Origin of the sequence: Pantoea sp. CS_6 (assembly GCF_041954745.1) — a bacterium.
GTDB lineage: Bacteria > Pseudomonadota > Gammaproteobacteria > Enterobacterales > Enterobacteriaceae > Pantoea > Pantoea stewartii.
On record NZ_JAVAYG010000001.1, the window covers coordinates 302,540 to 326,208 of the forward strand.

The window sequence follows — 23,669 nt, forward strand, 5'->3', positions numbered from 1 at the left end:
TTATTCCTCCACCAGCATTTTTAAATATTGGCCGTACTGCGTTTTGCCAAGATAATGCGCACGCTTTAACAGCGCGTTGTTGTCTGTCCAGCCTTTACGCCAGGCGATTTCTTCCAGACAGGCGATTTTAAATCCCTGACGTTTTTCAATGGTGTGAATGAAATGAGAGGCCTCAAGCAGGCTTTCATGTGTGCCTGTATCCAACCAGGCAAAACCGCGGCCCAGGATTTCAACGTTAAGTAAGCCATCATTAAGGTACATCTGATTGAGCGTGGTAATTTCCAGCTCGCCCCGTTCAGACGGTCGCACTTCACGCGCCATGGCGCAGACGTTGCTGTCATAAAAATACAACCCCGTCACGGCATAGTTGGATTTCGGTACGGCGGGTTTTTCTTCGATGGAAAGGGCGCGGAACTGCTTGTCAAATTGCACTACGCCAAAGCGCTCCGGATCCATCACCTGATAGCCAAATACGGTTGCGCCCCGATCGCGTGCAACGACATCTTCCAGCTTCTTACCGAAGCTTTGACCAAAGAAAATATTATCGCCGAGTACCAGCGCGCAGCGTTCACCGGCAACAAATGACTCACCAATAATAAACGCCTGAGCCAGACCATCAGGTGACGGCTGAACCGCATACTGCAAATTAACACCAAAATGCGAACCATCACCAAGCAGGCGCTGAAACCCAGCCAGATCTTCCGGTGTGGTGATGACCAGAATGTCCTGGATCCCCGCGAGCATTAAGACGGAAAGGGGATAATAGATCATGGGCTTGTCATAGACCGGCAGCAGTTGCTTAGAGACGCCACAGGTCACCGGATGCAGTCGGGAACCGGTTCCGCCTGCCAGTACTATGCCTTTCATCATTCGCTTCCTTCATAACTCGTCTGCGCGTGCAGCGTGATGGTGAAAGAATACGAGTGTTCGAGTGAAAGTAATGGCACGAATAACCGACAAAAAAGCGGGTAAAGTCAAGGATAAGTCCGTCCCCGCATCCATAGCGGCTAATGAAATAAATCAGCATAAGCGAAGCGGGCACATTTTATCGCGCAGTAATGCAAATCGCGTCAACCAGAAGGAAGTGATTGTGGATTAGAGTTTTCGGCGCGATAAAAGTTGGATAAACGTTACAGTTCATACAGATGGTGCCGATAACACTCTTCAGGATAAGTTTAATTTGGCTACAACTTCGCGTGTTCTGGGGTGGTTATGCGCTTCAACTATGACCTGCTACCGGGTGAACGGCTTTCCTTCGAGGAGATCGCCCGGCGCTATGCACAGCAATACCCTGATGAGAAAGAATTAACAGCGCGAGCGCTGCTGAGTCCTTCGACCAGCTTTCGGACGCTAAAGATTCGTGCTGTCTTCGCACAGGAAGAGAGCAACAGTCCGCTGGAAGACCTGTTATTTATTGCGAACGACAATGAACGTAAAAATTACCTGCGCCGTTTTGAGTATTACCTGAAGCAGCAGGCTCCTTTTCACTATTTCCGCCGGGGAGAGCAGGACAAAGCGGAGAATTTGTGGAAAGTGATTGGCCAAAGCTACGTATATGCCATGATCGATCCCCATTCAGCACAGGCGCAGAACCTGATCAACAGCCGGGGATACAAACTGGTGCTGATGCGAGAAGACGGCGACGATGCCTGGTGGCAGTTGTTTAACATGCACTCCAATCCGTGCTTTCCGCAATCACAGCGTATCCAGTTTATTGTGGTACTGAGTACACCCGGACATAAAACACCCGCCGCAGTGATGCCTGGTACTGAAGTCGGGCGGCGGGTAAAGGCTAAAGTGCTACAGCGAGCCAGCCAGGCCGAATTTATGGCCGCCGTGAAAGCCCGTTATGGTGCCTGTGTCATTACCGGCACCAGCCTGATCGATCAGCATCCGTGGCCATGGGTGGAAGCCTGCCATATTGATACGCGAGAGAATGATGAAGGTTTTCTGGCGGATAACAGTGTGGATAACGGATTATTCCTGCGCAGCGATTTACAGCGACTTTTTGTTAACCGAATGATTAGTATTGATGGTGATTCCGGCAAGGTCCGTTTTAATGGGGATGAAAAAACCCGCGAAAGCATTAGCCCTTTTTATCAGGAAATGGAAGGGCAGGTTTGTGCTTTATGGGACAGCGTGCCCTCCGCCACTCGTCAACGTTTACTGTCATTAGGTTAGCCTGTTGAGACAGAGCGGAATCTTCCGCTCTGAAACATCACAAATTTGAAATAACCTCGGTTTATCCCGCCTATTCTGCCAATCGAAAGTCCTACAGAATTGCATAATCATGCCGATAACTTCATTAACGCAGGGTAGTCAACGTGAACGATCTCTATACCGCCGAAGGCGTGATGGACAAACATTCGCTCTGGCAGCGCTACGTCCCACTGGTGCGTCATGAAGCACTGCGCTTGCAGGTTCGCCTGCCTGCCAGTGTGGAACTTGACGATCTGCTGCAAGCCGGGGGCATTGGTCTGTTGAATGCGGTGGAGCGCTACGACGCGCTTCAGGGTACCGCCTTTACCACGTATGCAGTCCAGCGCATTCGTGGCGCAATGCTTGATGAGCTTCGCAGCCGGGACTGGGCGCCACGCAGCGTCAGACGTAATGCACGTGAGGTAGCCGGAGCCATGCATCAGGTTGAGCAGATGCTGGGTCGGGCCGCTTCCGAGCAGGAAGTCGCGCAACAGTTGAATGTTTCGATAGAAGAGTACCGGCAGATTCTGTTGGATACCAACAACAGTCAGCTCTTTTCATACGACGAGTATCGGGAAGAACACGGTGACAGTGCGGAGCTGGTGACGGAAGGGCACGAAGAGGCCAATCCACTTCATCAGTTAATGGAAGGGAGTCTGCGTGAACGCGTCATAGAAGCGATCGAGGCGTTGCCTGAGCGCGAGAAAATGGTGCTGACACTGTACTACCAGGAAGAACTGAATCTTAAAGAGATTGGCGCGGTACTTGATGTCGGGGAATCCCGGGTCAGCCAACTGCACAGTCAGGCGATTAAACGCTTGCGTGCCCGACTTACGGGAGCGCGCTAGAAGGCTCAGTTCCTGGAGATCTATAAATATAAGAAATCGGGGACTCAACAGTGGGAGCCAAAACCAAAGCCAGACCTTTAAGTCGCTATCTTAAAGACTATAAACACAGCCAAACCAATTGTTCACACTGTGGCAAAGTACTAGACCGAATGGCGCTGGTTTTTCGTGGCCAGATCATCAATAAAGAGGCCATCGCACGGATGGACCAAATGATTGATGAGCCACTCTGGCTAAAACTGCAGCCAGAATTAACGGCACTTTGTCGTTTTTGCAGCGATATTTTTTGTAATACACATCCTAACTATTTTGACATTATGGCGTTTAAACAATATCTGTTTGAGCAGACGGAAATGAGCCCAAGCACGATTCGTGAGTATGTGGTTCGGTTACGTCGGCTTGACGATATGCTGAAGGCGCGAAATTTTCCGGCAGAAAAACTGAAAGGCAATAGCTGGCATCAATGCCTGGAAGAAGATTTACCCGATGCAGGCAACAATAATTATCGAATTGCGCTGCGCAAATACGACCAGTTCTTAGGCTGGCAGCAACGTTAAGGGAAAAATGCCGGGCACAGGATGCACGGTCAGTCGATTTCCCGCCCCACGTTTCTTCTCACCATCGGAAGAAACGTGGGGATGTTGTGCATTCCCGTCTTCCACGTTCCTGACCTCAATTCAGGATGATCCTTTCTTCATCTTCTGTAACACTGTAATGATAACTGCTCTGTGCCTGACTGGAGGCCGCATTGTCTTTACATCTTATTCATCAGTTTCCCCGTATTGAACTTCTGGGTGCGCCCACGCCTCTGGAATTTTTGCCCCGTCTGTCGGACTTCTTAGGTCGTGACATTTTTATCAAACGCGACGATGTAACGCCGCTGGCGCTGGGCGGCAACAAACTGCGCAAGCTGGAGTTCCTGGCGGCCGATGCGCTGCGTGAGGGGGCCGATGTGCTGCTCACCGCCGGTGCGATCCAGTCCAACCACGTGCGTCAGACCGCTGCGGTCGCGGCCAAACTTGGGCTGAAATGCGTGGCATTACTTGAAAACCCCATCGCGACCCAGAGCGAGAATTACCTCACTAACGGTAACCGGCTGCTGCTGGAACTGATGGACGTTGAAGTAATGATGGTTGATGCACTGACCGATCCTGCCGCACAACTGGCGGAACAGGCGGAACGCCTTGAGGCGCAGGGCTTTCGACCCTATACCCTGCCTGTTGGTGGATCAAACGCGCTAGGCGCGCTGGGTTACGTAGAGTGCGCCCAGGAGATCGTGCATCAAAGTGAAGGCGTGGTGGATTTTGCTGCGGTAGTTGTCGCGTCTGGCAGTGCCGGAACGCATGCGGGGCTGGCCATTGGGCTGGAACACCTCATGCCGCAAACCGAGCTGGTGGGCGTGACCGTATCGCGTCAGCGTGATGAACAGCTGCCGAAAGTGGACGCTATTCGTCAGGCGCTGGCATCGCAGTTGTCGGTAGAGGCAAAGGCCCCGGTGACGCTGTGGGATGACTACTTTGGGCCACGCTATGGCGAGCCAAATGAAGAGGGCACAGAGGCGATCAAGCTGCTGGCCCGGCTGGAAGGCCTCCTGCTCGACCCGGTTTATACTGGCAAAGCGATGGCGGGGTTAATTGATGGGATCAGTCAGAATCGTTTCCGCCGCGAAGGACCGCTCCTGTTTGTGCATACCGGCGGTGCGCCCGCGTTATTTGCTTATCACCCTTCGGTCTGAGACGTCGCGAAAAAAAGGTTTATAATCCGGCCGTTATTTTGCTGTCTCAGGTAAATAACGCCCATAATGACAGAGCGGCAAACGGGGTTTAGCCGCTCAACAGCACACTCACGAATAATAAATGGGGTACACATGGCTTTCTCACAGATTCGTCGCCAGCTGGTGACTGGAATGATGGCGGTTGCGCTGGTTGCTGGCGTTAGTGTTAAAACCTTTGCCGCAGAAGATTTGCTGCAGCAAGTGAAAAGTAAAGGCGAACTGCGTGTGGGCCTGGAAGGCACCTATCCGCCTTTCAGTTTCCAGGATGAAAAAGGCAAGCTGACCGGATTTGAGGTGGAGTTCGCCCAGGACCTGGCGAAACAAATGGGTGTGAAAGCCGTTCTGAAACCGACAAAATGGGATGGCATGCTGGCCGCGCTGGATTCCAAACGTATCGATGTGGTGATTAATCAGGTCACCATTTCCGATGAGCGTAAAAAGAAATATGACTTCTCCACACCGTACACCATTTCGGGCGTGCAGGCGCTGACGCTGAAGAAAAATGCCGGCAGCATCACCCGCCCCGAAGATCTGGCAGGTAAAAAAGTGGGCGTCGGTCTGGGCACCAACTACGAGCAGTGGTTACGTGCAAACGTGAAAGGTGTCGATGTTCGTACCTATGATGACGATCCTACCAAATACCAGGATCTGCGTTCAGGTCGCGTTGATGCGATTCTGGTGGACCGTCTGGCGGCACTGGATCTGGTGAAGAAAACCGGTGACACGATGGCCGTCGCTGGCCCTGCGTTCTCGCGTCTTGAAGCGGGCGTTGCACTGCGTAAAGGTAACGAAGATTTACTGAAAGCCATTAACCAGGCGATTGCAGAGATGCAGAAAGACGGCACGCTCAAAAAGCTGTCTGAGAAATGGTTTGGCGCGGACGTTACGCAATAATGCAGGAAAGTTTACAACTGGTGCTGGATTCAGCACCATTCCTTCTTAAAGGCGCGCTGTCTACGCTTCAGCTCAGTATTGGCGGGATGTTTTTTGGGCTGATACTGGGCTTTGTGCTGGCGCTGATGCGCTTGTCGCGCTTTTGGCCCATCAGCTGGCTGGCACGTATCTACGTGTCGATTTTTCGTGGCACGCCGCTTATCGCTCAGTTGTTTATGATCTACTACGGTCTGCCCCAGTTTGGCATTGAGCTGGATCCAATTCCTTCCGCGATGATTGGCCTGTCGCTGAATACAGCAGCCTATGCATCGGAATCGCTTCGTGGTGCCATTGCGGCGATTGAGCGCGGCCAGTGGGAAGCGGCGGCCAGCATTGGCATGACGCCGTGGCAAACGCTGCGCAGGGTTATTTTGCCTCAGGCTGCCCGTACCGCTTTACCGCCATTGGGTAACAGCTTCATCAGCCTGGTCAAAGATACCTCACTGGCGGCGACCATTCAGGTACCGGAGTTATTTCGTCAGGCCCAGTTGATTACCTCACGTACGCTGGAGGTATTTACGATGTATCTGGCGGCCTCGGTTATCTACTGGATCATGGCTACCGTGCTGTCTGCCTTACAGAACCGGCTCGAAGCACACGTTAACCGTCAGGATCAGGAGGCGAAATGAGTGCCATTGAAGTACGCCAACTGGTGAAACAGTTTAACGGCCAAACGGTACTGCACGGCATCGATCTGGATGTTGCGCCGGGTGAAATTGTGGCGATTATCGGCCCGAGCGGATCCGGTAAAACGACGCTGTTGCGCAGCATCAACCTGCTTGAAGTGCCTGAGGCCGGGCGCATCAAAGTCGGTGATATTACGATTGACGCCAGTCTGGGGATCAATAAGCAGAAAGAACAGGTGCGCCAACTCCGTCAGCAAGTGGGGTTTGTGTTTCAGAACTTCAATTTGTTTCCGCATCGCTCGGTGCTGGAAAACATTATTGAGGGGCCGGTCATCGTCAAAGGCGAAACCAAAGCGGACGCGGTTGCGCGGGCGCGTGGCCTGCTTGAAAAAGTGGGATTGCAGGGTAAAGAAGACAGCTATCCACGTCGTCTTTCCGGCGGACAGCAACAACGTGTTGCCATTGCCCGCGCGCTTGCCATGCGGCCTGAAGTCATTTTGTTTGATGAACCGACCTCGGCGCTGGATCCCGAGCTGGTGGGCGAAGTGTTGAATACGATCCGGGCGCTGGCGCAGGAAAAGCGCACGATGGTGATTGTGACCCATGAGATGAGCTTTGCCCGTGATGTCGCTGACCGGGCGATTTTCATGGATCAGGGCCGCGTGGTAGAACAGGGCCCGGCCAAAGCGTTGTTCAGCGCTCCTCAGCAGGCACGTACCCGACAGTTTCTGGATAAATTTCTTAATCAATAATCCCCAAAATGCCGCCCGACACGGGCGGCGTTTTATTTATTTTTTTCCTGCCTGCGCGCTCAGTTTCTTCTGAAAATTTACGGCTGGTCTTTCCTTAACCTGTTGTTATCGCTTCGGTTATACGGAGTGATGTTTCAATGACGTAACAGAGTGTAAATTTTAAGACCTCCCCGATTGAGGTGACAGTGAAAATATTAATAATTCTTCACAAATTCATCGCGCTATCGGGACGTTATAATGACTCACCCCAGGAAGGAAATCCTCTGGATCAATACCCTCAAAGGAGGGTGCATTTTACTTGTCGTACTGCATCACGCCATCATCACCACGTTCGCACCCTCGCTTCATCATCTGACCGCGGGTCTGCTACCGGCACAAGGATGGGTGGCGTTTAATACCTGGCTCTCGCCGTTGCGTATGCCCGCTTTCTTCTTTGTGTCTGGGTTGCTGGCCGCTAACGCGGTCGTGAAGAAAAGCTGGCAGGAAGTGTTTACGAAAAAATTCAGCAATATTGTTTACCTCTACCTGCTGTGGGGCGTGATTCAGTGGCTGAGTATCCACTACATTTCCACCCATTTAGGCGAACGGCTGTCCAGTAGCAAAAATGCCGCCTATGCGGATTCGCCTCTTGAGTTTATTAAGCTGCTGATGCTGTCGATGACCAGCCTGTGGTACCTGTACGCGCTGGCAGGGTTTTTCCTGGTGACTAAGCTTTTCCATCAACAGAAAAGGGTTCTGCTGGCGGCGGCGATAGCGGCGAACTACGCTGCGCAGTTTAACCTGATCCCCGGATGGGGCCCGGCCAGCGTGGCGCAGAACTCTCTGTATTTCCTGCTGGGCGTATTTTTCAGCGCGAGGCTAATTGAACTGAGCGCCCTCAAGGGACGTCACTGGCTGTGGCTTGGCGCGATTGCACTTGTCGGCATCGCCCATCATGCAGGTGGCATCTATAAAAACCCGTTTTACAGCCTGCTGACGATCGTGTTTGGCATCGTGCTGTGTCGTTTTCTCAATGCGCATTTCAGAATGACCTGGCTGAACGCTATCGGTCGAAATACATTACAAATCTATGTGTTACACCGCATTTTTATCGAACTGCTCGGACTGAGCGCTATCACACTGGCGCTGCATTTCGGCTGGTTCGGCAATGCCGGCTTTAGCTGGGCCTGGGCGCTGCTGATGCCGGTGACCGGTGTGGCGGTATGCACACTGCTGTCGCTCCTGGTCTGGTCGTTACTTAATCGCGGGCCGGGACGTATGTTGTTTCTCCATCCACGCCTGGTCAGTCAGCGTCAGCCTGAAACGCAAACCTTATCCTGAAGATCCGGGCCAGCGCGCTGGCCCCTTTTTTCATCCGCCAGATCACTTCTCCGTTGCCCGTCATGCCCGTCATGCCCGCGAGCCCGGAGCCAGGTCAGCGCACGCCTGACCGTGAATCCATTTTTTATCGGGTAAACGGGATAAAAGCGCCTACGTCAGTCCGTACGGTACGCCTGTTGAAAGCAGGGCAGAGCCTCGGTTTATGTCATAAGGATAACCAGACAGGAAAGGAAAAGGCGTCTGAATAACGCGCTTGCCGGGCGCAGTGTCAATAAATCCCTTTAAGTGTAAAGTACGGTCCGAAACGCACCGCAACGCGGGTATTTAAGACTTTCGCTACATTCAGCAGAAAGAACATACGGAATACTTTTCGCACAAGAGAAGGCGATGTGAATTGCCGTTTCACCGCAGCGGAAATGTGCCGATGATGAGCAAAGAAAAAGAAGAAATTGCCTGGATTAATACACTCAAAGGCCTGTGTATCCTGCTGGTTATTCTGTATCACACGGTATTACCCGGCTTTGATAATACGGTAACACATCTGACCGCGGGCCTGCTCCCGGCTGAACTGTGGGTCCGGTTTAACCTGCTACTGTCGCCGCTGCGCATGCCCGCCTTTTTCTTTGTATCGGGTCTGCTGGCCAGTCATGCCATTCTTCACCGGCCCTGGCAGTCTGTCGCCACCAGCCGCATTATGAATCTGTTTTACCTTTATCTGTTATGGGGCGTCATTCAGTGGGGATCCATTTCCGGCATCGCGACGGAAATTACCGGACAGCGTATTTCGCAAAATCTTAATGCGGCCTATGCCGGTTCGTTTTCAGAATTTCTCAGACTGACCTTTCTCGCCATGAGTACCGCCTGGTATTTATATGGTCTGGCACTCTATTTCCTGTGCGCCAAATGGTTTCAACATTACAAAATCCCGCTGCTTATCGTAGCCGCTGTGCTGAACTATCTGGCGGTCGAAAAGAGTATCCCGTTCTGGGGACCGCAAAGTCTGGCGCAGTATTTTATCTTTTTTGTATTGGGCGCATTTTGGTGGGCACCCATGCTACGACTGAGCGAAGGGCGACGGGAGAACAGGTTGCCGTGGCTGTTACTGGGACTGCTGGCTGTACTACAGGGCCTGCTTGATTTGAACAGCCGTCTTTTTCTCTGTCTGATTGCCATTCTGGCCAGCGTGGCCGCCTGCCGATGGTTAAGCCAGCTGGGCTGTATGGCCTGGCTGAACTGGACAGGCCGCCATACCTTACCCCTTTACATTATTCACCGTATTTTCATTGAATATTTCGGGATGACGGCGATTTTATATGCGCAACGTCACCAGCTTTTTGAGCTGACAGGCTTTTCATGGCTTTGGGCCTGTCTCTATCCTCCGGTGATGGTTACGATCTGCGCCTTGTGCTCCATGGCGGTCTGGTCATTGCTGAATCGGGGACCGGGACGCGCGCTGTTTCGCTTGCCACATCTGATGAAACGGCCTTCTATTCCGGCAGCCTGACCGTTGTACGCATGTCAGCCACCTGTCTCTGCGGCGCGTCCGGATTGCGTATGCGGGGGATGTGCGCGCAGAAACCACCTGATAGCGCGAATCCCTTCGCACTTCTCCACTGCTGAGGCGCTCAACGGCCGCGGGTTTTTCATCCGTCATAAAAAAAGGTTCATGCCAGGCATGAACCTTGATCACAACCAGAATGAAACGCGCCGACAGTTAACCGATCGTCATCAGGCTGGCGTTACCGCCCGCGGCGGCGGTGTTGACGCTCAAAGAGCGTTCAATCAGCAGGCGTTCCAGTAACAGGTTGGTTTCACCGCGGGCAAATCCCTGTACCGAGACAATCGCACCTTCACGCGCCGCAATCTGCTCGCACAGGCTGCGGAGCTGGTCGGCATCACCATGATAAATCACGGCATCAAACTGCGCGGTCAGCGGATCCTTCGCCAGGGTAATACGGCTCTTCACCGCTGCCGGTAAGGTATTAAGCAGCGTACGATGCAGGTCATCATCCGGCCACAGGGCCTGACTGCCGACGCTGGTTACCGCAGCCAGCTGAATCAGCGCATCGTCGTTGTTATCTGCCAGACAGAGCACCTGTTCGCGCGGGAGTAACAGGAAGGTGTTGCGCTCTCCTGTTGGGCCCGGCAGCAGACGAACCGTACCGGCCTGCGCCAGCTGTTCATAATGCTGACACAGCGCAGACAGCTGTGGCTTATCTTTTGCCCAGTCGGTCAGTGCCTGATGCGGCGCTAACAGGCGTTGACGCTGACTGTTGTCTGCGGGACGTTCCGCATCCTGACGGGCGAGGGTGGTGCTCAGCGCCTCATCCGGGCGGTGAGCCAGCAGACGATAAAGATACAGTGGGCCGCCCGCTTTTGGACCGGTACCTGAGAGGCCTTCGCCCCCAAAGGGTTGCACACCGACGACCGCGCCGACCATGTTGCGGTTAACATACAGGTTACCCACTTTGGCACTGGCGGTGACCTGCGTGATGGTTTCGTCGATGCGCGTATGAACACCCAGGGTCAGGCCATAGCCTGTGGCGTTAATCTGCTCAACGATCTGCGGCAGGTTGCTGCGGGTAAAACGCACCACGTGCAGGACAGGACCAAACACTTCCTGGGTCAGATCGCTGACCTTATCCAGCTCAATCAGCGTTGGTTTCACAAAGGTGCCTGTGGCCCATTCTTTGCTGTCCTGTGGGTTATCCTGTGCCGTCTGGTAGACCTTAAAGCCTTTATTACGCATGGCCTGAATATGGCGTTCGATGTTGGCTTTGGCTTCCTGATCGATCACCGGACCGATGTCGGTGGACAGGCGTTCCGGGTTGCCCATGCGGCATTCCGCCATCGCGCCACGCAGCATTTTTAACGTGTGGTCTGCGACGTCTTCCTGCACGCAGAGCAGACGCAGGGCGGAACAGCGTTGTCCCGCGCTGTCAAAGGCCGATGCCACGATGTCGACAACCACCTGTTCGGTCAGCGCGGAGGAGTCCACAATCATGGCATTCATTCCGCCCGTTTCCGCAATCAGCGGTGTCGGACGGCCCTGCGGATCGAGTCTGCCCGCAAGATTGCGTTGCAGCAGCGTGGCAACGGCGGTGGAGCCGGTAAACATGACGCCGCGCACCCGTTCGTCGCCGGTGAGCTGTGCCCCCACGGTTTCGCCCTGACCCGGCAGCAGTTGCAGTACACCGGCGGGCACGCCAGCGCTCAGTAAAATATTGACGGCCTGTGCGGCAATTAACGGCGTTTGCTCGGCGGGTTTCGCCAGCACGCTGTTACCTGCCGCCAGAGCCGCGGCGATTTGGCCGGTAAAAATGGCCAGCGGAAAGTTCCACGGGCTGATGCAGACCACCGGGCCAAGCGGGCGGTGGGTTTCGTTATCGAAATCATGGCGCACAATACCGGCATAGTAATAAAGGAAATCGACCGCTTCACGCACCTCGGCAATGGCGTTGTTATAGGTTTTTCCGGCTTCACGCACCAGAAGACCCAGCAGTTGCTGTAGCTGGCTTTCCATCAGCTGTGCGGCGCGCTCCAGAATGGCGGCACGCTCCTGCGGCGGCGTGGCAAACCAGATAGGGCCGGCATTAACGGCGGCCTCAATGGCCAGGGAAACCTCCTGTTCGGATGCCTGGCGCACGGTGCCCACCACATCCGCAGGGACGGCCGGATTGAGCACTGGCTCGCTTTCCCCTCCCGTTAAAGGGCCGTCGATAAGCGGTTGCGCCACATATGTTTCGGTAGCACCGCTCAGCAGCGCGCTGGACAGCGACGCAAGACGATGTTCATTCGCCATATCAAGACCGGCGGAGTTTACGCGGTCCTCGCCATACAGGTCACGTGGTAAGGGAATTTTCGGGTGCGGCAGGCCCAGTGTCCCTTCGCTGAGGCCCAGTTTTTCAACTTCGGCAACCGGATCGGCGACCAGTTCGTCGATGGGCAGGGACGTATCGGCGATGCGGTTAACGAAGGAGGTATTCGCGCCGTTCTCCAGTAAGCGTCGCACCAGATAGGCGAGCAGCGTTTCATGCGTACCGACCGGGGCATAAATACGGCAGGGACGATTAAGTTTACCGTCTGCAACCTTGCCGACCACCTGTTCATACAGCGGTTCACCCATGCCGTGCAGGCACTGGAACTCGTACTGACCCGGATAGTAGTTATTGCCTGCCAGCTGATAAATGGCGGCCAGGGTGTGCGCATTGTGCGTGGCAAACTGCGGATAGATCAGGTTCGGCACCGCCAGCAGCTTGCGCGCGCAGGCCAGGTACGAAATGTCGGTATACACTTTGCGCGTGTACACCGGATAGCCCTCCAGGCCTTCCATCTGGGCGCGTTTAATTTCGCTGTCCCAGTAAGCGCCTTTCACCAGACGAATCATCAAACGGCGGCGGCTACGTTGCGCCAGGTCGATCAGCTCATCAATAACAAACGGACAGCGCTTCATATAGGCCTGAATGACAAAGCCGATACCGTTCCAGCCCTCCAGTTCAGGCTCAAAACACAGCCTTTCGAGCATATCAAGAGAGAGTTCCAGGCGGTCGGCTTCTTCTGCATCAATATTAATGCCGATGTCGTAAGAGCGGGCCAGTAGCGTCAGCGACTTAAGCAGCGGATACAGCTCATCCATCACCCGGTCGTACTGGGCACGGCTGTAGCGCGGGTGCAGGGCAGAGAGCTTAATTGAAATGCCCGGGCCTTCATAAATGCCGCGGCCATTGGAGGCTTTGCCAATCGCATGAATCGCCTGCTGATACGAAACCAGATAGGCTTTCGCATCGCTGGCGGTCAGGGCGGCTTCGCCCAGCATATCGTAAGAGTAACGGAAACCTTTCTCTTCAAGCTTACGGGCGTTAGCCAGTGCTTCGGCGATGGTTTCACCCGTCACGAACTGTTCACCCATCAGGCGCATCGCCATATCCACGCCTTTACGGATCAGCGGTTCACCACTCTTGCCAATGATCCGGTTGAGCGAGCGCGACAGATTCGCTTCGTTATGCGTTGAGACCAGGCGGCCGGTAAATAACAGGCCCCAGGTGGCGGCGTTAACAAACATGGACGGACTGCGGCCCAGATGCGACTGCCAGTTGCCGTTACTGATCTTGTCACGGATAAGCGCATCGCGCGTCGGTTTATCCGGAATACGCAGCAACGCTTCCGCCAGGCACATCAGCGCCACGCCTTCCTGTGAAGATAATGAAAACTCCTGAAGCAGACTTTGCACCATACCGGCGCGTCCGGTTGCCCCTTTTTGGTGCCTGAGCTTCTCGGCCAGGGTAAAGGCGAGCTGCCGGGTTTTTTCAGCCAGCGGAGCGGGAAGGCGGGCTTGCTCCAGCAACATGGGAACGGCATCGGTTTCAGGTCGACGCCAGGCGGCCGTCACGGCCGAACGGGCTACCGACTGCGGCAGGATGTGCTCTGCGAAGTCAAGGAACGGCTGAACCATCTCGTCCGCAGCGACCTCATCAGAAGCCGATTCGTTGAGCTGCAGGGGAATCTCTTCCACTGCTTCACCGGCTTCTAACTGCACGAGATAGTTAAAGATCGCTTGTTTAATCAGCCAGTGCGGCGTGCGATCCATTTTCTGTGCCGCCAGTTTAATGCGACTGCGGGTGGCTTCATCCAGCTTCACCCCCATGGTCGTTGTTCCCATGATTTCTGTTCCTTAAAACGTTTTTTACCAGAGCAAGGGCTGCACTATCACTCATGTTGCAACTTTGTGCAACCGTGTTAAATGTGACCTTGCTTCCACACTTTACCGCCGCTTTTGCCATTAACATTTAAAAGCGGCACAAATCTTGCTGCAAGAAACTCGCCAATGTTGCAACCCCCTTCAATTTAAACAGGGTTGTGGTGGTAAAGGTGCAACTTAAGTGTGAGCGGGCGCAACCTGTGAACATTTAAAACAGGGAGAGAGGTGAAACTGATGTAACGGATGTGTTAAATGCATTGTGTAGAACGTGCCTTTACGGCAGGATACCGCGCCTTAAGGGAAACGGGTCTTTTATCGATGCGGTAATACGCTGACGCTACCCCGTTCCGGTGGCGCAGGAAAAGATTTCTCTTAAGAGATCGGATAATAACGGAGAAACACATGACAGTAAGTACACCCATGCTGGTGACCTTTTTAATTTATATCCTCGGGATGGTGCTCATCGGTTTTATTGCCTGGCGCTCAACCAAAAACTTTGATGACTACATTCTGGGCGGTCGCAGCCTGGGCAGTGTGGTTACCGCGCTGTCAGCGGGTGCCTCTGACATGAGCGGCTGGCTGCTGATGGGCTTACCCGGTGCCATTTTTCTCTCCGGCATTTCAGAAAGCTGGATCGCCATTGGTCTGATTATTGGTGCCTGGCTTAACTGGAAAATTGTCGCGGGTCGTTTACGCGTCCAGACAGAACATCATGATAACGCCTTAACCTTGCCCGACTTTTTCACCAGCCGCTTTGAAGATCGCAGCAAAATTCTGCGTGTGATTTCTGCGGTCGTCATCCTGATGTTTTTCACCATTTACTGTGCTTCCGGTGTGGTTGCCGGTGCGCGCCTGTTTGAAAGCACCTTTGGAATGGACTACGCCACGGCCTTATGGGCCGGTGCGGCGGCGACCATTCTCTATACGCTGGTGGGCGGATTCCTGGCGGTAAGCTGGACAGATACCGTTCAGGCCAGCCTGATGATCTTCGCCCTGATCCTGACGCCGCTTATCGTCATCATGGCCGTCGGCGGTTTAAGCGATTCGCTGGCAGTCATTCAGGCTAAAAGCACGGAAAACCTGGATATGTTCAAAGGACTGAATGTGGTTGCGGTCCTGTCGCTACTGGGCTGGGGATTAGGTTATTTTGGCCAGCCCCATATTCTGGCCCGCTTTATGGCGGCGGATTCACACCGGTCAATTCGTACCGCGCGCCGTATTGGTATGGCCTGGATGATTTTGTGTCTGGCCGGCGCCGTCGCGGTTGGCTTCTTTGGTATCGCCTATTTCCAGAACAACCCGGGCGAGGCCGCTGGTGTAACTCAAAACGGCGAGCGTGTCTTCATTGAGCTGGCACGTATTCTGTTTAACCCCTGGATTGCCGGGATTCTGCTGTCAGCCATTTTAGCGGCCGTCATGTCGACACTCAGTTGCCAACTGCTGGTGTGCTCCAGCGCCCTGACCGAAGACCTGTATAAAGGCTTTTTGCGCAAAAATGCCAGCCAGAAAGAACTGGTCTGGGTCGGTCGCCTGATGGTGCTGCTGGTCGCGCTGATTGCCATCGCACTGGCCGCCAACCCTGAAAACCGGGTATTAGGCCTGGTCAGCTATGCATGGGCGGGCTTTGGTGCGGCGTTCGGGCCGGTTGTGCTGTTCGGCGTGTGCTGGAAACGTATGAACCGCAATGGCGCATTAGCGGGCATGGTTGTCGGTGCGGTGACCGTGGTGGTCTGGAAGCAGTATGGCTGGCTCGGTCTGTACGAAATCATCCCGGGCTTTATCCTGGCCAGTCTCGCCATCGTCGTCTTTAGCCTGGCGAGTCGCGCACCGTCAACCCAGGCGATGGCACGTTTCGATGCCGCTGAGGCCGAGTTCCAGACGAAGTAATCGCCTTCTTTTTTCCACCGCCTGCCCCCGCGAGGGCAGGCTTTTTTTTGCCCGTTATCTGGCACAGACAGTTACGAAATTATTTCGTTGTGGAACTTGTATTTTTTTGAGTGGTAATGATAATCGGTATCGTTCGTTTTTACGTAACTTTACGCGTCGTTGACGCCGGTTAACATTCAAGAGGTTGGCGATGTTTGTTCCGTTTCTCATTATGCTGCGCGAAGGGCTTGAAGCCGCGTTGATCGTCAGCCTGATCGCCAGTTATCTGAAGCGCACTCAGCGCACTCAGTGGTTTCCTGCGATGTGGGCGGGCGTCTTTATCGCCGCCGCACTCTGCCTTGGGCTGGGTATCTTTATCAACCAGACCACGGGTGAATTTCCGCAGAAACAGCAAGAGCTGTTTGAAGGTATCGTGGCGGTAATCGCGGTCGTTATCCTGACCTCGATGGTGTTCTGGATGCGCCGGGTCGCGCGCAATATCAAACGGGAACTTGAACACGCCGTCGACGAGGCATTGCATAAATCGGCCGGCGGCGGCCTGGCGCTGGTGATGATGGTGTTTCTGGCCGTCGCACGCGAAGGGCTGGAATCAGTGTTCTTTCTGCTGGCCGCGTTCACACAGGATGTCGGTTATGCGCCGCCGTTGGGTGCGGTGTTGGGGCTGGCCACGGCGGTGGTGCTGGGCATGCTGATCTACTGGGGCGGCCTGCGGCTCAACATGGCGCACTTTTTCCGCTGGACCAGCATGTTCATTCTGCTGGTGGCAGCGGGCCTGGCGGCAGGGGCTATTCGCGCTTTTCATGAGGCAGGGCTGTGGAATCATTTTCAGCAGGTGGCCTTTGATATGAGCCCGATCTTGTCCACGCATTCGCTGTTTGGCACAGTGCTGGAAGGCATGCTTGGCTATCAGGAAGCACCCAGCGTCAGTGAAGTCGCTGTCTGGCTGCTCTATCTGATCCCCGCTTTATTATTGTTTGTTATGCCTGCACGCGCTGATACCTCAGCAGCTGCGCGCTAACGCGTTTACCCGGCGCGTCAGCCGCGCCTCTGACTGAACAGGGAAAAAATATGATGATGCGTTTTCACCGTAATGCGGTACTGGCTTCTCTGCTGGCGTTTTCTGGCTCTTCACTGGCTGCAGCCATTCCGCAGGTCAGCGTCACTGTGACGGACAAACAGTGTGAGCCCATGTCAGTTACGGTACAGGCCGGTAAAACTCAGTTTCTGATTAAAAATAACAGCCAAAAAGCGCTGGAATGGGAAATTCTCAAAGGCGTGATGGTGGTCGAAGAGCGCGAAAATATTGCGCCGGGCTTTAGCCAGAAACTGACGGCCAACCTGGAAGCCGGGGAATATGACATGACCTGTGGCCTGCTGACGAACCCGAAAGGCAAACTGATCGTGCAGGGCACCGGGAGCAAAAGTGCGCAACAAGGCAAACCCGAACTGATGCAACTGGCGGGCCCCATTAATGCCTATAAAGCCTATGTCACTGAGGAAGTGAGTCAGCTGGTATCCGGCACGCAGGCGTTTACGGATGCGGTGAAAGCCGGTGATGTGGCTAAAGCCAAAGCGTTATTTGCGCCCACCCGTCAGCACTACGAGCGCATTGAGCCGATCGCGGAGCTGTTTTCTGACCTTGATGGTCGTATTGATGCCCGCGAAGATGATTACGAGAAAAAAGCCGACGATCCGAAATTTACCGGCTTCCATCGTCTCGAAAAAGCCCTGTTTGCAGATAACACGACGAAAGACATGGCAGGCTATGCCGACCAGTTAAATCACGATGTGCATGACCTGCAACAACGCGTGAGTGAACTGGCATTTCCTCCGGCGAAAGTGGTGGGCGGAGCCGCCGGGCTGATTGAAGAGGTGGCAGCGACCAAAATCTCTGGCGAAGAGGATCGCTACAGCCGCACGGATCTGTGGGATTTCCGCGCGAATGTGGATGGCGCACAAAAAATTGTCACACTTTTACGTCCGGTACTGCAGCAGGTGAACCCACAGCTTTTAGCAAAAATAGACGCTAACTTCAGTAAAGTGGATGCGATTCTGGATAAATACCGCACGCAGCAAGGTTATGAATCCTATGAAAAACTGACCCAGGCTGACCGCACGGCGCTGAAAGGGCCGATCACCGCTCTGGCGGAAGATCTTTCCCTACTGCGTGGCACACTGGGCCTGAACTAATCATGGACAAGGATCAGGAATTACAGCAGCCTGCGCGGCGGCGTTTATTAAAAGGGCTGGGCATGCTGGGCGGCGCGGCTGCGGTAGGCGCGGGCTGTCCGTTTCATGCCGGGGCTGCTGAGCAGCCCGACAGTTTTGCACCGGGCACGGTTACGCCGAACGCGCGTCAGCAACGACAGCCTTTCTATGGCGTGCATCAGGCGGGCATTATTACCCCACAGCAGGCCGCCATGATGCTGGTGGCGTTTGATGTGCTGACCAGCGACAGGCGTGAGCTGCAGCGGTTGTTTCAACTGCTGACACAGCGCATTGCGTTTTTAACGGCGGGCGGCAAGGCCCCCGCCGTGGTCAACCCACAGCTGCCACCGATGGATTCCGGTATCCTGGGGGCCGAGATTGCCCCCGATAATCTGACCATCACGGTGTCAGTCGGTAACGCACTGTTTGACGGGCGTTTCGGTCTGGCTGCGCTCAAACCCGCGAAACTGCAGCCGATGACCCGGTTCCCTAATGATTCGCTGGATGCCAGTCAGTGCCATGGCGATCTGCTGTTGCAGATTTGCGCCAATACCCAGGACACGGTGATCCACGCGCTGCGCGATATCATCAAACATACGCCGGATCTGCTGGGCGTACGCTGGCGGCGGGAAGGGTTTATCTCCGATCATGCCGCGCGCAGCGCGGGCAAAGAAACGCCCATTAACTTGCTGGGCTTTAAAGACGGCACGGCAAATCCGGACACGCACAATCACGCCTTGATGGATAAGCTGCTCTGGGTCACCGCGGATCAGCACGAGCCAGCCTGGACGCGGAATGGCAGCTATCAGGCGGTAAGGTTGATTCGTTTCCACGTGGAAATGTGGGATCGCACACCGTTGGGCGAACAGCAGACCATTTTCGGTCGCGAAAAGCTGAGCGGCGCGCCGCTGGGTATGAAAAATGAACATGACGTTCCCGATTACCGTAACGATCCGGATGGCCAGATAATTGCGCTGGATGCGCATATTCGTCTGGCCAACCCCCGTACGCCCGCCACGGAAAGCAGCCTGATGGTGCGCCGGGGATACAGTTATTCGTCCGGTGTTTCCGCTTCAGGTCAACTGGAGATGGGATTACTCTTCGTCTGCTATCAGCATGATTTGGAATTGGGTTTCCTTACCGTACAGAACCGCTTAAATGGCGAAGCGCTGGAAGAGTATATACGTCCGTTTGGCGGCGGTTACTTTTTTGTCTTACCCGGCGTGGTGAATGAAAACCATTATTTAGGCCAGTCCTTACTGGAAAGTTGATTAAATTTTAGGCGCGGCATTCTGTGTCTGACAGCGCAGCGTGCCGTGTTTTCATATTGCCGTTTTTTCCCCGTACGGCTTTTTTATCGCCCCGTTTAACACGCCTTTTAACGTGACGTAAAATATACTAACCCTCTGTAATAAATACGTAATTTAATTTAAGTAAGGTCTTCGTTAACGGTCGGTTGAATATTTATTTTTCATGAAAGTGAAAATACTGTTGCAAAATACCAATAAGATGGTTCACTTTACTATGAAAGCGTAATCGGGCGTGTTGATGTCTCACACTGGAGTTCGCGCATGGATAGATGTTTTTACAGCCGTTCAGCAGTAAACAATATCGCACTCACCCGTGAGGGACGTTCTTCCTCAACCGCTTTTACATCTCAATGTGTTTTCTCTCTTCAACTTCACTCCTTTTTTACCGGTATACGGTCAGGCTGTTTTGCTGCCGGATATCAATCGTCATGGCCTGTCACGGCTCTAAAGGAAGCCAACTGAAACCTCTAAAGCGTTCACGTAATCGCAACGGGCGTATTGCCTGAAGCGGGAAATGAAACCAACTGTAAGGTGCCACTATGGGAAGACAGAAAGCAGTGATCAAAGCGCGTCGAGAAGCAAGACGAGTGCTTCGTAATGACTCACGCAGTCATCGTCAGCGTGAAGAAGAATCGGTCACTTCGCTGGTGCAAATGGGTGGGCTCGATGCAATTGGCATGGCACGCGATGTGCGTGACCGGGCGCCGATTGAAGCCCGAAATGAAGCTCAGGCGCATTATCTTAACGCCATAGAAACAAAACAGCTTATCTTCGCCACGGGCGAAGCGGGCTGCGGCAAAACCTGGATTAGTGCTGCGAAAGCAGCAGAGGCCCTGATTCATAAGGATATCGACAGGATTATCGTTACGCGCCCGGTGCTACAGGCGGATGAGGATCTGGGATTCCTTCCCGGTGATATCTCAGAGAAATTCGCCCCCTATTTCCGCCCGGTTTACGACATTCTGGTTAAACGTCTTGGCGCATCCTTTATGCAATATTGTCTGCGTCCGGAAATCGGCAAAGTGGAAATTGCGCCTTTTGCCTATATGCGCGGCCGCACCTTTGAAAATGCGGTAGTGATTCTGGACGAAGCGCAGAACGTGACGGCTGCGCAGATGAAAATGTTCCTGACCCGCCTTGGCGAAAATGTCACGGTGATTGTTAACGGCGATATTACCCAGTGCGATTTGCCCGCTGGGGTGCCTTCCGGTCTCGCAGACGCGCTGGCGCGTTTCGAAGAGGACGAGATGGTTGGCATTGTCCGTTTCGGCAAAGAGGATTGTGTGCGTTCCGCGCTGTGTCAGCGCACTCTGCACGCGTACAGCTAGCGTTCGATTGAGTCATGTAGCGACCAAACCCGGCTCCGGCCGGGTTTTTTTGTGTCTCAGACCCGCCGTCTGGCGCGATCATTCACCGCTGCCGATCTGCCAGATAAAGGTCGGATCGCGCCGGTTCACTTCCCAGTCGCCGACATTTCGACTCTTGTAGATCACCGGATTGTGGGACGCGATGGTTCGGGCATTGCGCCAGTGCCTGTCCAGCGCGTTTATCACCCGCGTATCGGACGCGCCCAGCGCATTAAATAGCTCGCTGGCCGCGCGGGTAATCCATTCAACGGCGACGACCTGCGCTTTGGCGGCCTCCACTTCGGCCTGCACGTTGGCGGCGTGAATCAGGCTTTCTGCTTGCCCTTGTTGGTGCGCATCAAACGCAAGCTGGAGCGACGGCGTAGCCTGCTGCACGGCGGCATCTGTCGCCCAGACCCAACTGCTTATCTGGCCGACAACCTGCAACACCTGCACATCCTGTTTGACCTGGCGGGCATTGCCGTGGCTGTAAATGCGTTTTCGTTGTGCAACGCTCCGGGACACATCCCGCACAATAGCGCGACCAATGCCGGCCAGCGTCGCGAGTAAGACATGCTGATAAAAAGCCGTCTGATAGCGAAAGCGTTCACTAAAGTCATACACATGCGCAGGCTCCACGTGCGCCTCGCGAAAGCGCGTAGTGCCGCTACCGGTCAGGCGTTGCCCAAATCCATCCCAGTCATCGTCCCGCTCAACGCTGTCCTGATGAGTGCTCACCACCGCAATCACGTCGCGCTGGTTGTCGGTGCGCTTAGCGTACACATCAATCCAGTCGGCATAGAGTGTGCCGGTGCTGTAAAACTTTTCGCCCGTCAGTTGCCAACCGTGCCCGGTAGGGGAAACGGTGGTATTCACGTCTCCCAGCCTGACGCTGCCCGTTTCACTCCAGCCACTGCCGACGATGTCGCCATCAACAAAGCGGCGAAACCAGCGTTGATGGTCTTCGCTGTCAGGTTGATTGAGGCGATCCTCGACAAAGGCCATATGGGCACGCAGAGCCTGAGGCAGATTGGAATCCGCTTCTGCCAGCTCGGTGAGCAAACGAAAAAGCTGCGGCAGCGAAGCCCCCAGGCCGCCATTAGCCGTTGGGATACGCAGCGTGCCAAAGCCCGCCGCCTTAAGCCAGTTTATCGGCTCATGCAACAGTGTCCGGTCGCGTTCGCGTGCAGCGGCCCCGTCGGCGATGCGGGCAAAAACAGGACGAAAGCGTTCTGCCAGACGGGTGTAATCAGGTTCAGACATGGTGTTCTCCTTGGGCTGACGGGTCATCAATATCGTGGCGCGTCGGTTCAAAGCGCACCACAAGCAGGAAAATGATGGGGATGAGAGCGGCCAGTGACACGATCCAGAACAGGTTGGTGCCATAAGCCGCCTGCAATATCGGCAGAATGAACAGCGCCAGTGCGCTTCCTGCACCAGAGATCGAACGGCTAAATCCGACGCCGGTGGCGCGAATAGATGTGGGATAGGCGAGGGCGGGATAGATCATTAACTGCGCACCGGGTCCGAACCCTTCGGCAAACAGCCACACTCCCAGCAGCAGAATGGCAAAGACCACACCGTAAGTGGCTTCAGGATGCCCGATCAAGGCCAGTGAAATCAGGGCGATAAACTGTAGCGCAAACCCCGCGATGGCCACATGACGAGAGGGAAATTTCCAGGCCAGTCGCATGCCCAGCAGGCCGCCGGTAAAGGCGAACAGCGCATTAAGTCCCAGTGAGGCGGCAATGGTTTCGAACACGCCCGCGCCCAGAAACTGCGCCAGAATCGAGGGGAGGAAAAATGCGATAGCCGTATATTCAAAAGCGATACAGGCGTTCATCACCGCTGCCACGATAGTGCGTTCGCGATATGGCTTCTGGAACAGCACGCGGAAACTGACCGCCGGTGCGACAGGCTCGATGGCAGAGGACTTATCTTCATGTGCCTGGATGCCATAGGACTCACGCAGAATACGGACCGCACCGCGTAAATCTCCCTGATTAGCCGCCCATAAAGGCGATTCGTTCATAAACTTGCTGCGCACGGCAATAATCAGCAGGGCAGGCACGGCACCAAACAACAGCGATGCCCGCCACAGCCAGTCAATGTGCTGGGCTGGCAACAGGAAGTAGAGGGCGAAGATGATGAAAAAGCAGACCGACGAGGCGGCATACCACATCGGGCACCAGGCCGCCAGTCGCGCAGCTTTGTTGCCTTTGCCCGAAAACTTCGAGAATTCGGCCAGATAGGCCATGGCCACAGGCAAATCCATTCCCACACCAATGCCCATCAAAAAGCGCGCCCCGATCAGTACCCAGACATTCGGAGCCAGACCGGCAGCGAGGGCAGAAACGACGAAAAAAAGCATGTCTGCCATAAACACCGAATAGCGACCGTATTTATCGGTCAGCCAGCCGCCAGCCAGGTTGCCCACAATGGTGCCGATCATAATGGAGGAGGTGACCAGCCCGGTTAAGGTTGGCGTTAAGCTAAACGTCTTAACGACATCATTGATGCCGTAGGACAGCGTCGTGAGGTCATAGGCATCCAGAAAAACGCCGCCCAGCGCCAGAAACACGATCCAGCGCGCATAGCTGTTTTTGTCACTTTGCGTATTGATCAGTCGGGCCACATCGTTGACGGAGCGAACCGGTGTGGAAGGCGGCGAGGGAATCGCCACATCATCATCGATATTGAGAGTGCTCATGTTATCCTCGTTATTGTCTGTACAGGTGCTGCCTTTATAAGCAGTGCATACGCAGTAAACA

The 23,669-nt window shown here is 54.5% G+C and carries 18 protein-coding genes; 14 read left to right on the forward strand and 4 right to left on the reverse strand.

All coding sequences use genetic code 11. The annotated features are described in order from the left end of the window. Positions 1 to 867: a glucose-1-phosphate thymidylyltransferase RfbA gene (rfbA, locus tag RAC90_RS01320; protein ID WP_058701498.1), complete on the reverse strand. Its 867-nt coding sequence runs from the start codon at positions 865 to 867 to the stop codon at positions 1 to 3. 345 nt (positions 868 to 1,212) lie between these two features. Here rfbA and RAC90_RS01325 point away from each other — a divergent pair, with 345 nt between their 5' ends. From RAC90_RS01325 to RAC90_RS01365, 9 genes are all read left to right on the forward strand, one after another. After that, positions 1,213 to 2,181 (forward strand): HNH endonuclease signature motif containing protein, encoded by a 969-nt coding sequence (locus tag RAC90_RS01325; protein ID WP_006118886.1) that lies wholly within the window; start codon positions 1,213 to 1,215, stop codon positions 2,179 to 2,181. Positions 2,182 to 2,324: 143 nt separating this feature from the next. Then, positions 2,325 to 3,047, forward strand: coding sequence for an RNA polymerase sigma factor FliA (locus tag RAC90_RS01330; RefSeq protein WP_006118887.1), 723 nt, complete (start codon positions 2,325 to 2,327; stop codon positions 3,045 to 3,047). 50 nt (positions 3,048 to 3,097) lie between these two features. Next, entirely contained in the window at positions 3,098 to 3,601 is a 504-nt protein-coding gene (gene fliZ / locus RAC90_RS01335) for a flagella biosynthesis regulatory protein FliZ (RefSeq protein WP_039342604.1), read from the forward strand. Positions 3,602 to 3,792: 191 nt separating this feature from the next. Beyond that, positions 3,793 to 4,779 (forward strand): D-cysteine desulfhydrase, encoded by a 987-nt coding sequence (locus tag RAC90_RS01340; RefSeq protein ID WP_375123853.1) that lies wholly within the window; start codon positions 3,793 to 3,795, stop codon positions 4,777 to 4,779. Positions 4,780 to 4,911: 132 nt separating this feature from the next. Next, complete coding sequence (tcyJ, locus tag RAC90_RS01345) at positions 4,912 to 5,712, forward strand: cystine ABC transporter substrate-binding protein (RefSeq protein WP_058707980.1); 801 nt, start codon at positions 4,912 to 4,914, stop codon at positions 5,710 to 5,712. Continuing rightward, complete coding sequence (gene tcyL, locus RAC90_RS01350; protein WP_375123854.1) at positions 5,712 to 6,380, forward strand: cystine ABC transporter permease; 669 nt, start codon at positions 5,712 to 5,714, stop codon at positions 6,378 to 6,380. Before tcyJ ends, tcyL begins: the two co-directional genes overlap by 1 nt. Beyond that, positions 6,377 to 7,129, forward strand: a complete 753-nt coding sequence (gene tcyN, locus RAC90_RS01355; protein ID WP_006118892.1) for an L-cystine ABC transporter ATP-binding protein TcyN — start codon at positions 6,377 to 6,379, stop codon at positions 7,127 to 7,129. The genes tcyL and tcyN overlap by 4 nt, the downstream gene beginning before the upstream one ends. Before the next feature lie 237 nt (positions 7,130 to 7,366). Continuing rightward, positions 7,367 to 8,449 carry an acyltransferase family protein gene (locus tag RAC90_RS01360; protein WP_058707981.1) on the forward strand — a complete coding sequence of 361 codons (1,083 nt, stop codon included), beginning with the start codon at positions 7,367 to 7,369 and terminating at the stop codon, positions 8,447 to 8,449. Positions 8,450 to 8,873: 424 nt separating this feature from the next. Then, a complete protein-coding gene (locus RAC90_RS01365) occupies positions 8,874 to 9,953 on the forward strand; it encodes an acyltransferase family protein (protein WP_033742227.1) in 1,080 nt (359 codons plus the stop codon). A 210-nt stretch (positions 9,954 to 10,163) separates the two neighbouring features. Here RAC90_RS01365 and putA read toward each other — a convergent pair whose 3' ends face one another. Beyond that, a complete protein-coding gene (gene putA / locus RAC90_RS01370; RefSeq protein ID WP_058707982.1) occupies positions 10,164 to 14,108 on the reverse strand; it encodes a trifunctional transcriptional regulator/proline dehydrogenase/L-glutamate gamma-semialdehyde dehydrogenase in 3,945 nt (1,314 codons plus the stop codon). A gap of 441 nt (positions 14,109 to 14,549) precedes the next feature. Here putA and putP point away from each other — a divergent pair, with 441 nt between their 5' ends. The 5 genes from putP to phoH all read left to right on the forward strand — a co-directional run bounded on the left by putP (position 14,550) and on the right by phoH (position 20,880). Continuing rightward, positions 14,550 to 16,034: a sodium/proline symporter PutP gene (gene putP, locus RAC90_RS01375; protein ID WP_033742030.1), complete on the forward strand. Its 1,485-nt coding sequence runs from the start codon at positions 14,550 to 14,552 to the stop codon at positions 16,032 to 16,034. 190 nt (positions 16,035 to 16,224) lie between these two features. Beyond that, positions 16,225 to 17,052, forward strand: coding sequence for an iron uptake transporter permease EfeU (gene efeU, locus RAC90_RS01380; RefSeq protein ID WP_006120218.1), 828 nt, complete (start codon positions 16,225 to 16,227; stop codon positions 17,050 to 17,052). 50 nt (positions 17,053 to 17,102) lie between these two features. Continuing rightward, positions 17,103 to 18,224, forward strand: coding sequence for an iron uptake system protein EfeO (efeO, locus tag RAC90_RS01385; RefSeq protein WP_375123855.1), 1,122 nt, complete (start codon positions 17,103 to 17,105; stop codon positions 18,222 to 18,224). A gap of 2 nt (positions 18,225 to 18,226) precedes the next feature. Next, complete coding sequence (efeB, locus tag RAC90_RS01390; RefSeq protein WP_375123856.1) at positions 18,227 to 19,513, forward strand: iron uptake transporter deferrochelatase/peroxidase subunit; 1,287 nt, start codon at positions 18,227 to 18,229, stop codon at positions 19,511 to 19,513. Between the two features lie 578 nt (positions 19,514 to 20,091). After that, positions 20,092 to 20,880: a phosphate starvation-inducible protein PhoH gene (phoH, locus tag RAC90_RS01395; RefSeq protein WP_006120221.1), complete on the forward strand. Its 789-nt coding sequence runs from the start codon at positions 20,092 to 20,094 to the stop codon at positions 20,878 to 20,880. A 78-nt stretch (positions 20,881 to 20,958) separates the two neighbouring features. Here the strand turns inward: phoH and RAC90_RS01400 are convergent, their stop codons facing one another. Together RAC90_RS01400 and RAC90_RS01405 are read right to left on the reverse strand one after the other, a co-directional pair. After that, on the reverse strand, positions 20,959 to 22,161 hold the full coding sequence (locus RAC90_RS01400) for a monooxygenase (protein ID WP_058707985.1): 1,203 nt from the start codon (positions 22,159 to 22,161) through the stop codon (positions 20,959 to 20,961). Further along, positions 22,154 to 23,608 carry an MFS transporter gene (locus RAC90_RS01405; RefSeq protein ID WP_058707986.1) on the reverse strand — a complete coding sequence of 485 codons (1,455 nt, stop codon included), beginning with the start codon at positions 23,606 to 23,608 and terminating at the stop codon, positions 22,154 to 22,156. The genes RAC90_RS01400 and RAC90_RS01405 overlap by 8 nt, the downstream gene beginning before the upstream one ends. Between the last annotated feature and the right edge of the window lie 61 nt (positions 23,609 to 23,669).

Excerpts from the sequence above, each read along its gene's own strand:
- rfbA (WP_058701498.1), bottom strand. The coding sequence starts at position 867 with ATGAAAGGCATAGTACTGGCAGGCGGAACCGGTTCCCGACTGCATCCG.
- RAC90_RS01325 (WP_006118886.1), top strand. The coding sequence starts at position 1,213 with ATGCGCTTCAACTATGACCTGCTACCGGGTGAACGGCTTTCCTTCGAG.
- tcyJ (WP_058707980.1), top strand. The coding sequence starts at position 4,912 with ATGGCTTTCTCACAGATTCGTCGCCAGCTGGTGACTGGAATGATGGCG.
- tcyL (WP_375123854.1), top strand. The coding sequence starts at position 5,712 with ATGCAGGAAAGTTTACAACTGGTGCTGGATTCAGCACCATTCCTTCTT.
- tcyN (WP_006118892.1), top strand. The coding sequence starts at position 6,377 with ATGAGTGCCATTGAAGTACGCCAACTGGTGAAACAGTTTAACGGCCAA.
- RAC90_RS01360 (WP_058707981.1), top strand. The coding sequence starts at position 7,367 with ATGACTCACCCCAGGAAGGAAATCCTCTGGATCAATACCCTCAAAGGA.
- RAC90_RS01365 (WP_033742227.1), top strand. The coding sequence starts at position 8,874 with ATGATGAGCAAAGAAAAAGAAGAAATTGCCTGGATTAATACACTCAAA.
- putA (WP_058707982.1), bottom strand. The coding sequence starts at position 14,108 with ATGGGAACAACGACCATGGGGGTGAAGCTGGATGAAGCCACCCGCAGT.
- putP (WP_033742030.1), top strand. The coding sequence starts at position 14,550 with ATGACAGTAAGTACACCCATGCTGGTGACCTTTTTAATTTATATCCTC.
- efeU (WP_006120218.1), top strand. The coding sequence starts at position 16,225 with ATGTTTGTTCCGTTTCTCATTATGCTGCGCGAAGGGCTTGAAGCCGCG.
- efeO (WP_375123855.1), top strand. The coding sequence starts at position 17,103 with ATGATGATGCGTTTTCACCGTAATGCGGTACTGGCTTCTCTGCTGGCG.
- efeB (WP_375123856.1), top strand. The coding sequence starts at position 18,227 with ATGGACAAGGATCAGGAATTACAGCAGCCTGCGCGGCGGCGTTTATTA.
- phoH (WP_006120221.1), top strand. The coding sequence starts at position 20,092 with ATGGGAAGACAGAAAGCAGTGATCAAAGCGCGTCGAGAAGCAAGACGA.
- RAC90_RS01400 (WP_058707985.1), bottom strand. The coding sequence starts at position 22,161 with ATGTCTGAACCTGATTACACCCGTCTGGCAGAACGCTTTCGTCCTGTT.
- RAC90_RS01405 (WP_058707986.1), bottom strand. The coding sequence starts at position 23,608 with ATGAGCACTCTCAATATCGATGATGATGTGGCGATTCCCTCGCCGCCT.